Below are 12,955 nucleotides of genomic sequence, written 5' to 3'. Positions count from 1 at the left end.
AGGGGAAGTACGGGTGGTGCGGGGGCCGTAGGGCCCGTTCACGACGTGGGGTGGGGAAGGTGCACCGGCGCCGGGCTGCGGCCGCCGCGGTGGCGCAGGTTGACGGCGGACGCGCGGGCCAGGGCCACCGGGCTGAGGAAGCGCAGCGGGCCGATGATCCGGGACGCGAACAGGTGCATGTGGCGGGCCATGGACGCGTCACGCGCCGCCGCCGAGAACATCAGCCGCTCGAACGGGTTGAACGGCCGCGCCTTGGCGTAGTCGGCGGCCAGATGCTGGTGGCCGGCGAGCCCGCGGCGATGGCGGCGGGCGTACGCGGTGAGCGCCCGGTCGAGGTCACCGCGCCCGGTGACGGCGGGAGCGACCGCCTCGGCCAGCCACTGGGCCGACTGCAGGGCCCAGCCGACCCCGACCCCCCACAGCGGGTCGCTGGTGAGCGCGGCGTCCCCGATGAGGGCGACCCCCGGTGCGCTCGGCCGCCGGGAGTGCAGCGGGTAGTTGACCGTGCCGGTGATCTTGGTGATGCGCTCGGCGGAGTCGATCGCGGGACCGTCGGGCAGGGCGCGGACGAAGTCGAGATAGGCGCCCTCCAGGTCCTCGCGGAAGGCCGGCAGCCGCTTCTTGTCGGGGATCACCGCGACGACCGTGACCCCGTCGTCGTTCGGCATCGCGTACGCGACATCGGGCTCCAGGAACCAGGAGTGGGTGATGCCGTCACGCAGCGGGAGGTTCCTGAAGTGCGCGAAGTAGCTGAACCGCTCGTTCTCGTGAGACGTGGCGGGCATCCCGGCGAACCGTGCGACCGGCGAGTCCTTCCCGTCCGCGCCGACGACCAGCCGGGCGCGCAGCTCGTGCGGCCCGTCGGGCCCGGTCACCCGCACGCCTACGGTGCGCCCGGCCTCCCGGATCACCCCCGTCACCGCGTGACCGGCCAGCAGGTCCACGCCCGGTGTCGCCGCGGCGCTGGACCTGATCATCGGGTCGAGCGTGCTGCGGCGGATGTTGTACGCGTAGGGGAGTTCGGGTCCCGAGGGCGCGGCCTTGGGCTCGATCCACCCCCAACGGGTGTACCAGCGGGCCTCGTTGCGTACGGCTCCGGCCTTCTCCAGCTCGGGGACGAGCCCGAGCTCGTCGAGCACCGGGTAGGCGCAGGGCTGGAGGTAGTGGGTGCACAGCACCTTGTGGGCCGCGGGGTCCGACCGGCGCTCCAGCAGCGCCACGCGGACACCGCGCCGGGCGAGCATGATCGCGGCGGCGCTGCCGGCGACACTCGCTCCACTGATGATGACGTCGTAGTCGTGGTCTTCAGGCGCGGTCATGCACTGATCGCCTCCTCGTCGTTGTGGTACGGGGCTGTCTCCGCCAGGAAGGCGGAGATCTGCGCGGCCACCCGGTCCGGCTGCTGCAGCTGGCAGAAGTGGGTGAGTTCCGGGTCCTGGTGGAGCCGGATGTCCCGGACCGATGCCAGGAGTTCGTCGATCGCGGCCGGCGGGGCCGAGGGGTCGTGGGTGCCGCTGACGACCAGCACGGGCGCCGTGATGCGGTGCAGCGGCAGCTCGGGAGTGCGGCTGAGCATCGCGTAGAACTGCAGGAAGCCGTGGGGTTCCACGCGCTCGCGGACCTTGCTGATCATCACCTCGACGATGTCCGCGGGGATGCGTTCGGCGCGCGGTCCCAGCCGGGCCCGCAGCCCGTCGGCGAGCACCCCGCGGAAGCGGCCGATGGCCTCGTGGAAGAACCGGGCGTCCACCGGCTGGTCGTGGGGCCGGAAGACGGGTGCCACCAGCACGGTCGGAGCGCAGGGGCGCCCGGTACGGCGGGTGAGCAGTTCCAGCTGAGTCGTCGCGCCGAACGAATGGGCCACCACGGCGTCGGGGTGGGCGGGCAGCAGATCTAGGGCGCGTTCCAGCCAGGCGGTCGACGAACCCCGCTCCGCCCAAAGATGGCGGGAACCGTTGCGCCACGGCAGGTCGAGAGCCAACAGGCGCTCCCCGCCGGGCAGATGACCGGTCAGCGGGGTCCAGTCCGACCACTTCTCCTCGAAGCCGTGGACGAGGACGATGGTCGGGGCCCCGCATGTGCGGGCCGGGCGCTCCCAGACGCGCAGCGCCTCGCCGTCCACCTCGCGGTCCACGGCCAGCCGCCACGGGACACCCTGCGATGCCCCTTGCTCTGCCAGCAGCACTTGCCTCACCTCTCACCTCGGGGTCGGGCCGGTTGGGTAGGGACGATAGGGACACCCCGGGTTGCCGCCGAAGCGCGGTAGAGGCGGTGTGAAGCTCCGGAGAAGTCCTGATGGAGGCGGCGTTGAGCCGCGCTTCAGCCCAGGGACAGCCGTACGTCAGCCGCGCTGCACGCACGGGCACGGCGCCGCGTTGGTGATTTCTTTAACCGACCTTGAGGATCACTTCGCCGCAGTGGTCTCTACCTGCGGAAGTATCGTCAAATGCCCTGGAAGGCACGGCTGGTGGGCGTTTGACAAACCGGCCGACTGATTTTTAGAGTCCAAGTGACTGGTAACTAACGACTAGCTCGGGGGAAAGTCGATGGATGTCTTTGTGCTTGGATCATTCGATGTCCGAATATCGGGGGCCAGGATCACGCCGACCGCACTGAAGCCCGCCAAGTTGCTGGCGCTTCTGTCCATGAGCCGCGGGCAGCATGTTTCTCTGGCCGAATGTGTGCAGGAGCTGTGGGCGGGAGACGCCCCGCGTACTGCCGGAGCCGCCATCCACACATATGTGCGCAAGCTCCGTGAACTCATCGCCACGGCGATTCCCGGTGTCGACCCGAAGACCGTGATCTGTACACGGCCGGGCGGCTACCTCCTCAACCTGGCCCCGGGCGGCATCGATCTGGAGGAGTTCGTGCGCCTGGCCGAGCGCGGTCACCGAGCGGCCGCCCTGGGGGACGACGCCCTCGCCGCCGGCCGTTTCCGGCAGTCCCTGGCCCTGTGGCGCGGCCCGGTACTCGCGGACCTGCCGGCCGGTCCGATCCTGGCGATCCGCAAGAAGGAGCTGGAGGAGTACCGCAAGACGGCCCTGGACCGCTGCATCAGCGCGGAGCTCAGGATGGGGCGGCACTACGAACTCCTGGGTGAACTCGTGGCCCTCGCCGCCGACGACCGTACGCACGAGCCCCTCCATGCCCAGCTCATGCTCGCGCTGTACCGGGCCGGCCGCCGGGTGCAGGCGCTCGAGGTGTACCGCGAACTGCGGCACGAACTCTCCAGCCGCCTCGGCCTGGAGCCCTCCCCGCGGATCCAGGCGCTGCACCGCGCGATCCTCGCCTCGGACTGCTCGCTGCAGCGCGAAACGGGCGAGCGCACCCCGAGCCGCACGGCCTGAGGCTCCCGCGGGCCCCGGCGGGGCCGGGGCCGCGTGTATCCACGCGGCCCCGGCCCTGCTCTGTCCTCCCGTGCGGTGCCCGCGGACTCCTCCGACGGCGCCGCGCCGATGCGACGCCGTGACGGACGAGACAAGGGGTGCGGGGCGTGACTGATTTCGACACCAAGGTCCTGGTGGACCGGTGGCTGGCCATGTGGAACGGCGATCTGGCGATGGCGCAGCACATCATCGCGCCATCCGTGCGCGTTCATCTGCCGGCTTTCGGAATGCCGCCCGAGGAGGGCATCGACAACCCGGACCGGCTGGCGTCCTGGATCGCGCTGTTCCGCAGCTCCTTCTCGTCGGCCGGCTTCCGGTGCGAACTCGGGCCCTTCACCGACGGGGACCATGTGATCTCCCGGTTCCGGTTCACCGGCATCTGGGCCGGGGGACGCCCCGCCATGGCGACGGCACCACCCGGAACCGCGGTCGACTTCGCCGGCGTGGACACGTTGCGGATCGAACAGGGGCGGATCGCCGAGTACTGGCTGACGGACGACCAGCTCGACCTCTACGCACAACTGGGGGCGGTACGCGGGCTGGAACCGCAACCCGCGGGCCGTCCCTGAGGGCAGTCCCGCCGGTCAGGGCCATGGAGCCGACGGGGCACACCGGGGTGTGTACCGGTCACGAGCGCCGGCAAGGCCCGTGACCGGTACGCCTACCCGCAGACCGTGCCCGCCGCCGGCACCTTCCCGTCCAGCAGATAGCCGCCCACCGCCTTCTGCACACAGGCGTTGCCGCTGTTGTACGCGCCGTGCCCCTCGCCCCGGTACGTCATCTCCACTCCGACGCCCTCGCCCAGCTCCTCGGCCATCGCCCTCGCGCCCGCGTAGGGGGTCGCCGGGTCCCCGGTGTTGCCGATGACCAGGACGGGGGCCGCGCCCTCGGCGCTGACGTCCGGGGTGTCCCAGGCGCCCGCCACCGGCCAGCCGGTGCACGCCATCAGGCCCCAGCCGAGGTAGTCGCCGAAGACCGGCGAGGCGTCATGGAACTCCGGGAGCTTCGCCTTCGCCTCGTCCAGGGTGAACCGCTCCTTGGAGTCGGCGCAGTTGATGGCGGTGTTGGCCGCTGCCGAGTTGTCGTAGTGGCCGTCCTCGGAGCGGCCGTTGAGGGAGTCCGCGAGCGCGAGGAGCAGTCCGCCGTTCCCGCCGTCGGCCTCGTCCAGGCCCTGCTCCAGCAGCGGCCAGGTCTCCTTGGAGTAGAGCGCCGCCGCGATGCCGGTGGTGGCCTGGGTCTGGGTGAGCTTCCGTGAACCGAGCCCCGCCACCGGCTTCTTCTCCAGCCGGCCGAGAAGACCGGACACCCCCTGCTCGACCTCCTCGGCGGTGGATCCGGGCAGCTTGCAGGCGTCGCCGCGCTCCACGCAGTCCGCGGCGAAGTTGTCCAGGGCGAGCTGGAAGCCCTTGGCCTGGCCGAGGGAGGACTGCTCCGCGTCCTCGGTCGGGTCGACGACCGCGTCCAGGACCGACCTGCCGACGCTCTTGGGGAACAAGTGCGCGTAGACGCCGCCCAGTTCGGTGCCGTACGAGATGCCGAAGTAGTACAGCCTGTCGTCGCCGAGCACCTGGCGCATCAGGTCCATGTCGCGGGCGGCGTTCGTCGTCCCCACGAAGGGGAGCTCCTTGCCCGAGTTCTTCTCGCAGGCCGCCGCGTACGTCTTCGTGTCCTCGGTGAACGCCTTCTCCTCCGCCGCGTCGTCCGGCGTCCCGTCGCCCTCGTACCGCGCGTCCAGCTGCTTGTCGCTCTCGCACTCCACGCCGTCGCTGTCGCCGACGCCGCGCGGGTCGAAGCTCACCAGGTCGTAGCGCGTGCGGAGCTTGTCGTACTCCGCGCCGAAGGCGGGCAGGGTGGCGACCCCCGAAGCGCCGGGGCCGCCGAAGTTGAAGATCAGCGAACCGATCCGCTTCTTCCCGTCGATCGCCTTCGCACGGACGAGCGCCAGGGAAATGGTCTTGCCGCCGGGGTCGGCGTAGTCGAGCGGGACATCCATGGACGAGCACTCCCAGACGGCCCCGCCCGGCAGCGGGGAGGGGGCCGCGCCACCGCCCTGCGCCTGGGAGGGGGCCGGGCATGGCTTCCACTTCAGCTGCTGGGATGCGAGGCCGGACGCGGTGGGGGCCGCGGCGGCGTCGGCGGCGACCGGGGCGCTGCTCGGCCGGCCGGCCGTGTCCTGGTCACCCCCGTCCGAGCAGCCGGCGAGCGGGAACAGCACGGTCACAGTGGCGGCGAGGGCCGCGGCGCGCAGGGCAGGGGAGGTCCTCATCACCCCATCGTGCGGCGGCGCCCCGGGCGGTGCACGGGGCGCCGGTCCAAGCGGGTGGACGCCTGCGGAGCGGGCCGGATCAGAGCTCGCCCTTGCGCGTCAGGTGGTTGAAGGCGAGCCAGCCGGGAAGCACCGGCAGCCACAGCGTCATCAGGCGGTAGAGCAGCACCGCGGGCGCCGCGACCTCCTTCGGCAGGCCGACCGCGATCAGACCGAGGGTCAGCGCACCCTCGACCGCGCCCATACCGCCCGGGGTCGGCGCCGCCGACCCCAGCGCGTTCCCGGCGAGGAAGACCACCGCGATGCTGGCGTAACTGAGATGCGGCACGTCCGGACCGCTGAACGCCCGGACCGACGCGTCCAGGCACATCACGAACAGGCCGGTCAGCAGCAGCATCCCGCCGATGCCCGTGAGCAGCTTCTGCGGCCGCTGCACGACATCGAGCATGCGCGGCACGACCCCGGCGAACAGCGACCGCACCCGTGTGACCACGAACTTCCGCAGGAACGGAATGGCCGTCACCACCAGCACCAGGACGGCGACCGTCAGCAGTCCGGCGATCACGGTCCTGGACGGGGTGAGCGAGGACGGTGTCTTCTCGGTACCGGTCAGATAGCCGAACGCGGCCAGCAGCACGATGTGGCAGCCAAGCCCGAACAGCTGCGAGGCACCGACACTCGCGACCGCCAGTCCCGGACGCACCCCGGAGCGCTGGAGGAACCGGGTGTTGAGTGCCACCCCGCCCACCGCCGCCGGGGCCACGATCTTCACGAACGAGCCGGCGACCTGCGCCAGCACCGTCTTGCCGAACGGCACCCGCTCGGGCACGAAGCCCAACAGGCTCATCGCGGCCGCGATGTAGCTGAGCGCCGAGAAGCCGAGCGCGGCCGCCACCCAGCCCCACTCCGCCTGCTCGACCACCGCGCCGAAGTCGGCCTCGGTGACCTGCGAGATCAGGAAGTACGCGGCGATGGCGCCGGCGATGAAGCTGAACAGGGTGCGCGGCTTGATGCGCTCCAGGCGGACCGGCTCGACCGGTGCCTGCGGCCTGATCAGCAGCACCTCCTGGCGCATCTGGGAGAGCAGGTCCTCCTCGCGGGCCTCGTCCAGCGCATCGTCCATGGCCCGCTTCTCGGCCTGCTTCTCGGTGCGCAGCGACTTGCGGGCGGCCTTGCGCCCGGGGTCCTTGGAGAGCTCCGCGTCCTCGGCCCTGGCCCGCTTGGCCGCGTCCGACGCGTCCAGCACGGCCTCGCGTTCGCGCTGCGACCGCTCCCGGGCCAGCCTGCGCAGCTGCGCGCGGGTGGAACGGCTGAGCGCGATCGGCTGAAGCAGCGGCAGACAGTCCGCGACCGCGTCCGGGCCGAGCACCGCAAGCGCGGACGCCACCGCCCGCTCGGCGCCCACCCGCAGTCCGGTGGTCGTGAGCAGCTGGGCGACGTCCATCCGCAGCACCAGATCACCGGCCGCGATCTCGCCGCCGCGCAGGTCCGTGACGAACACCTTGCCGAAACGATCCACCAGGATGGCGTCACCGGTGAGCCTGCGGTGCGCGATCCGGCGCGACTGGAGCGCCCGCACCTGGCGCCAGGCACCGCGCACCAGATCGTCGGTGATCTCGGCGTCCTCCAGCGCGTCCAGCGAGCGCCCGCCGATGTGCTCGTACACCAGCATCACGGCGTCCGGGCCGAGCTCGGAGGTGGCGATCAGTTTGGGGGCGTTGGCACCGGCGGCGATCGCCGCGTACGCGAGCAGCGCCTCCTGCTCCAGCGCCTGGCGCAGCGACTGGATGGACCGCCGCTGGGTGATGCCGCGCAGGGTGAGCCTGCGCCACACCCGGTAGAAGAAGCCCTGCGCCTGCTGTTCTCGGTCCACGACCGTGACGTCGAGCGGTGGCCCGTCCTCCAGGGAGACCAGATAGCGGCGCCCCCGGTCGCTCTGGTCGCCGGAGTCCGGGGCGTCCTCGGCCCGCATCGCGGTGACCGGGCGGAAGCCGACGTGGCGCAGCCCGGCCATCAGGTGCTGGCCGGTCGGCCGGACGTTGGGCGAGCCGACCGCGTACAGCGTGCCGTACGCGACCGTCCAGCCGATCAGCACCGTCAGGACGATCGAGAACGGGGTCGTGTAGCCGCCCACCAACATGGCGAAGGCGTCGAGCAGCAGCACCACCCACAGCACGACCCGCCAGCGCGGACGTCTCGCCATGCCGACCGCCGTCATGTAGGCGATCACGGGAGCGAGATAGCCGTGTACGGGATCGGTGAGCGCGTCACCGGGCTGCGGCTGGGTCAGGGCGTCCTGAATGGTGCCGGAAGCGGACTTGGCGACCCACAGGTCCGTGGCGAGCGTCACCCCGTGCGCCAGCACGGCGGCCAGCACCCCGTCCGCGATCCGCAGCCCGTCGCGTTTGATCAGCCGCTCGATCGCGAAGGCCACCGGGACGAGCAGGACGGCGATGCTGGAGACCAGACCGGCGATCTTGATGAGCAGGTCGGGTGCCTGCCCGGTGCCCTTGTTGATGTCCTGTTCGAGGCCGGCCGTCGTGCCGTGGGCGAAGGCGGCGACGGCGAACAGCACGACGACCGCCAGGACCCCGATGAGGAGCCGCAGCAGATCCGAGGGCCGGTGCACCCGGGCGGGGAGCAGGGGTTCGTCACCCGAGACGCGGTCGGCGGACGCCGCCTCGGAGGTCGAGAGGGTCGAGCCGACCGGGTGATCGTCGGGGGAGACGCCCGGGGACGCACCGGCGGGGGGCGCGTCGGTGTCCGCGCCCCGCTCCGTGCCCGGCTCCCGGCCGGGGGCCGCCCCGGAGCGCGGGTCGGCATCGGAGGCGTCGGCCGCCTTCGGTGGCTGCACGCCCTGCTCCTTCGTCGCCTCTGATTGGTCTTCGTGTTCTCGTATCACCGGTCACCGCCCGCATGATGGTGGCACGGCCGGAGCGCGGAGGGGGGCATCAGGGTGCGATGCGGGGGTGCGCGATGGGCAAGATACGCCCCCCGCCCTTCCCGCGCACACTCCGTGTCCGTCCGGACACGGAACGGGCCGGACTGTCGGTGGCGTACGGCAGGATGGGCCGGATGAGCGAACACCCGACGAGTGACGCGTTGCCGGAGTACGCGGAGCGCGTGCTCGAGGTGGCCGAACTGATCCCGCCCGGCCGCGTCATGACGTACGGCGACATCGCGGAGTGGCTGGGCGACGGCGGCCCGCGCCAGGTCGGCCGGGCCATGGCGCTGTACGGGGGAGCGGTGCCATGGTGGCGCGTGGTGCGCTCCGACGGTGCGCTGCTGCCGGGCCACGAACTGCGTGCGCTGAATCACTACCGCGAGGAGGGCACTCCGCTGCGCGAGGCCGCGCGCAGTGCCGAAGGCCACGTTCCGCGCCTCGACATGCGGCGCGCACGGTGGGACGGCGTGCCCGTCGGGGCGGCGGAGGGCGGTCCTGGCACGGACGGCGACGACGGCGGGGGAGCTCACACCTGACAGCTTCGGCCATCCGGTGACGCATCGGGCGGAGCCGGGTCCGTACGACGCGGAGGAAGCGCGACGCGACGTCGGCGCGGAGCCCTCCGTCCGGGCCGAGCCGCACGCGCCGGAAGGGTGTCCGAGGGTCCGGGCCCACCGCTCCGGCCGGACTCCCCGTCGCGCGGAACGTGACGAGCCACGCAGCCGTCCCGCCCCCTTCGGGGGCTGCGCCGGAGTAGCGTCGTCAGTTCGCGGCACGCGCCGCGCCTCACCCCGCAGCACACTCCGCACTTCCCGCACTCCCCGCGCAAGCCTCAGCACTCCCAGCAGACCCACCAGGACCGGCGATCCCCACGTGAGCACCTCCTCCACCACCCGGCACAGTCCGCACCGCCCGGCACGGCGGGGGACGACGGGCGCATACCGGCTGGTGCGTACGCTGCCCGGTTCCGTGGAACCCCCTCTCCTGGACGCGGCACAGCGCGCGGTGGTTGACCATGCGGGCGGGCCGCTGCTGGTTCTCGCGGGCCCCGGCACCGGCAAGACCACCACGCTCGTCGAGGCGGTCGCCGCACGCGTCGCCCGGGGCGCCGACCCGGCCCGGATGCTGATCCTCACCTTCAGCCGCAAGGCGGCCGTCGAGCTGCGCGACCGGATGGCCGCCCGGCTCGGTGCCGCCCGCGGACCGCAGGCCACCACCTTCCACTCCTTCTGTTACGCCCTGGTCCGCGCCCATCAGGACGCCGACCTCTTCGCCGATCCGCTGCGGCTGCTCTCCGGACCCGAGCAGGACGTCACCGTCCGCGATCTGCTGGCCGGCCAGCTCGACCTGGAGAAGGAGGGCCTCTCCCACATCCGCTGGCCCGACGAACTGCGCGCCTGCCTGACCACGCGCGGCTTCGCCGACGAGGTGCGCGCCGTGCTCGCCCGCAGCCGTGAGCTGGGACTCGGCCCCGGCGCCCTCGCCGACTTCGCCCGGCGCACCGGCCGGCCCGACTGGGGCGCCGCCGCGGCCTTCCTCGCCGAGTACCTCGACGTCCTGGACGCCCAGGGGGTGCTGGACTACGCCGAGCTGGTGCACCGTGCCGTGCTGCTCGCGGAGCGCCCGGAGGTGTCGGTGCTGCTGGCCGGTCAGTACGACACCGTGTTCGTCGACGAGTACCAGGACACCGACCCGGCGCAGGTGCGGCTGCTGCACGCGCTGGCCGGCAACCGGGGGAGCTCCCCGGGCGGCGGCGGTGGCCGGAACCTGATCGCGTTCGGTGACCCGGACCAGTCGATCTACGCCTTCCGAGGGGCCGATGTGAACGGCATCCTCGACTTCCCCGAGGTGTTCCGGCGCGCGGACGGCGCCCCGGCCCCGGTCGGCGTCCTCACCACCTCACGCCGCTCCGGCGACCGGCTGCTCGCCGCGACCCGGCTGCTCACCCGCCGGATGCCGCTCACCCGGCTGCCGTCGGCGAAGGTCCGCGCCCACCGGGAGCTCGGCGCGGTCCGCGAGGGTGGCAGCGTCGAGACGTACACCTATCCGACCGCGTCCACCGAGCTGGAGAACATCGCCGACCTGCTGCGCCGGGCGCATCTGGAGGACGGGGTGCCGTGGCAGGAGATGGCGGTCCTGGTCCGCGCCGGCGGCCGTACGATCCCGGCGGTGCGCCGCGCCCTGACCTCGGCGGGCGTCCCGCTGGAGGTCGACGGCGACGACCTGCCCCTGCGCCACGAACCCGCGGTGGCCCCGCTCCTGACCGCCCTGCGCACGGTGGCCGCGGCGGCGCTGCGCCGGGGCGCGGAGCCGGAGGCAGAGGAAGAGGCCGAGGCAGAGCCGGAGGCAGAGGAAGAGGCCGAGGCAGAGCCGGAGGCAGAGGAAGAGGCCGAGGCAGAAGCAGAGGCGGACGCCGTTACGGGCCCGGACGCGGATGCGGACCCGGATGCGGGCCCAACCCCCTGGCTCGACACCGAGACGGCGCTCACCCTCCTCACCTCCCCCCTCGGCTCCATGGACGCCGCCGATCTGCGCCGGCTCGGCCGGGCCCTGCGCGACGAGGAGCGGGCCGCAGGCAACCGGGTGCCCGCGCCCTCCGGCGAACTGCTCGCCCGCGCACTCGCCGAGCCTGAGCGCCTCGTGACGCACGACCCGGCGTACGCCCGCGGCGCCCAGCGTCTCGGCGCGCTGCTGCGCGCGGCGCGCGAGCTGCTCGAACGCGGCGGCACCGCCGAGGAGGCCCTGTGGGAGCTGTGGTCCGGCACCCCGTGGCCGGCCAGGCTGGAGCGCGCCGCGCTGCGCGGCGGCGCGGGCGGTCGCAACGCCGACCGCGACCTCGACGCCGTCTGCGCCCTCTTCGACACCGCGGCCCGCGCGGAGGAGCGCACCGGCGGCCGCGGCACGCTCAACTTCCTGGAGGAGGTCGACGCCCAGGACATCGCCGCCGACACCCTCTCCCGGCGCGCCACCCGGCCCGACGCCGTACGGCTGATGACCGCGCACCGCTCCAAGGGCCTGGAGTGGCGCATGGTCGTCGTCACCGGGGTGCAGGAGGGCCTCTGGCCCGACCTGCGGCGCCGCGGCTCACTGCTCGAAGCGGACCGGATCGGCCGCGACGGCCTCGCCGAACCCCTCACGCCCGGCGCCCTCCTCGCCGAGGAGCGCCGGCTCTTCTACGTGGCGGCGACCCGGGCCCGCGAACGCCTCGTCGTCACCGCGGTCAAGGCGCCCGCCGACGACGGCGACCAGCCGTCCCGCTTCCTCACCGAGCTCGGCGTCGAACCCCGCGACGTCACCGGCCGGCCCCGCCGCCCCCTGGCCGTCGCCGCCCTCGTCGCCGAACTGCGGGCCACCACCGTCGACCCCGAAGCGTCCGACGCGCTGCGCGAGGAGGCCGCCCACCGCCTCGCCAGGCTCGCCGCGCTCGGCGACGACGAGGGACAGCCGCTCGTGCCGTCGGCCCACCCCTACCGCTGGTGGGGCCTGTACGAGCCGACCCGCTCGGCCGTCCCGCTGCGCGACCGGGACCAGCCCGTCGCCCTGTCCGGCAGCGCGCTCGACCAGCTCGCCAACACCTGCGCGCTCCAGTGGTTCCTGGGGCGCGAGGTGAAGGCCGACGCCCCGGCGACCGCCGCCCAGGGCTTCGGCAACGTCGTCCACGTCCTGGCCGACGAGGTCGCCTCCGGCCGTACGCCCGCCGATCTGGCCGTCCTCATGGAGCGGCTCGACTCGGTCTGGGACGGGCTGGTCTTCGACGCGCCCTGGAAGTCGCAGCAGGAGAAGCAGCAGGCCCGCGTCGCCCTCGAACGCTTCCTGCGCTGGCACGTCATGGACCGCACCGGCCGCACCCCGGCCGCCAGCGAGCACGACTTCGACGTGACGCTGGAGGCGGGGGAGTACGAGGTACGCATCCGCGGCTCCATGGACCGCGTCGAACGCGACGCCGAGGGCCGGGCCTACGTCGTCGACTTCAAGACCGGCAAGCAGTCCCCGACGAAGGACGAGGTGGCCCGCCACCCCCAGCTCGCCGTGTACCAGCTGGCCGTCCGGGAAGGGGCGGTCGACGACGTCTTCGACGGCATCCGCCCGGAGTCCGGCGGCGCCGAACTCGTACAGCTGCGCCAGCCCGCCCCCAAGAAGGAGGGCGGCGACGCCGTCCCCAAGGTGCAGGCCCAGCAGCCGCCGGAGACCGAGTGGGTCTCCGACCTGCTGGCGACCGCCGCCGGCCGGGTCCTGGACGAACGGTTCACCCCCACGACCGGCCAGCACTGCGCCCACTGCACCTTCAAGGCCTCGTGCAGCGCGCAGCCGGAGGGCCGGCAGGTCCTGGAGTGAGCGCGGCGCGGCCCCCGGGCCCCG

Annotated in this window: 8 protein-coding genes; 4 read left to right on the top strand and 4 right to left on the bottom strand. The window is 73.0% G+C overall.

Going from position 1 to position 12,955, the window contains the following annotated elements:
• Window positions 1-38: 38 nt before the first annotated feature.
• Complete coding sequence (locus OG521_13330; protein ID WUW21712.1) at window positions 39-1,319, bottom strand: NAD(P)/FAD-dependent oxidoreductase; 1,281 nt, start codon at window positions 1,317-1,319, stop codon at window positions 39-41.
• Window positions 1,316-2,185, bottom strand: coding sequence for an alpha/beta hydrolase (locus OG521_13325; protein ID WUW21711.1), 870 nt, complete (start codon window positions 2,183-2,185; stop codon window positions 1,316-1,318). The genes OG521_13330 and OG521_13325 overlap by 4 nt, the downstream gene beginning before the upstream one ends.
• A 361-nt stretch (window positions 2,186-2,546) precedes the next feature.
• Between OG521_13325 and OG521_13320 the strand changes: the two genes are divergently transcribed.
• Both OG521_13320 and OG521_13315 read left to right on the top strand, forming a co-directional pair.
• Window positions 2,547-3,347: an AfsR/SARP family transcriptional regulator gene (locus OG521_13320; GenBank protein WUW21710.1), complete on the top strand. Its 801-nt coding sequence runs from the start codon at window positions 2,547-2,549 to the stop codon at window positions 3,345-3,347.
• A 146-nt stretch (window positions 3,348-3,493) separates the two neighbouring features.
• On the top strand, window positions 3,494-3,955 hold the full coding sequence (locus OG521_13315) for an ester cyclase (GenBank protein ID WUW21709.1): 462 nt from the start codon (window positions 3,494-3,496) through the stop codon (window positions 3,953-3,955).
• A 92-nt stretch (window positions 3,956-4,047) separates the two neighbouring features.
• Here OG521_13315 and OG521_13310 read toward each other — a convergent pair whose 3' ends face one another.
• Both OG521_13310 and OG521_13305 read right to left on the bottom strand, forming a co-directional pair.
• Window positions 4,048-5,652, bottom strand: coding sequence for an alpha/beta hydrolase (locus OG521_13310; GenBank protein WUW21708.1), 1,605 nt, complete (start codon window positions 5,650-5,652; stop codon window positions 4,048-4,050).
• 79 nt (window positions 5,653-5,731) lie between these two features.
• Entirely contained in the window at window positions 5,732-8,506 is a 2,775-nt protein-coding gene (locus OG521_13305; protein ID WUW21707.1) for a lysylphosphatidylglycerol synthase domain-containing protein, read from the bottom strand.
• 212 nt (window positions 8,507-8,718) lie between these two features.
• On the opposite strand from OG521_13305, the gene OG521_13300 reads away from it, so the two are divergent.
• Both OG521_13300 and OG521_13295 read left to right on the top strand, forming a co-directional pair.
• On the top strand, window positions 8,719-9,132 hold the full coding sequence (locus OG521_13300) for an MGMT family protein (protein WUW26672.1): 414 nt from the start codon (window positions 8,719-8,721) through the stop codon (window positions 9,130-9,132).
• 337 nt (window positions 9,133-9,469) lie between these two features.
• Window positions 9,470-12,931 (top strand): ATP-dependent helicase, encoded by a 3,462-nt coding sequence (locus tag OG521_13295; GenBank protein ID WUW21706.1) that lies wholly within the window; start codon window positions 9,470-9,472, stop codon window positions 12,929-12,931.
• Window positions 12,932-12,955 lie beyond the last annotated feature (24 nt).

The sequence above is a fragment of the Streptomyces sp. NBC_01463 genome, from assembly GCA_036227345.1.
GTDB lineage: Bacteria > Actinomycetota > Actinomycetes > Streptomycetales > Streptomycetaceae > Streptomyces.
This window is presented reverse-complemented; position numbering and strand designations above follow the sequence as displayed.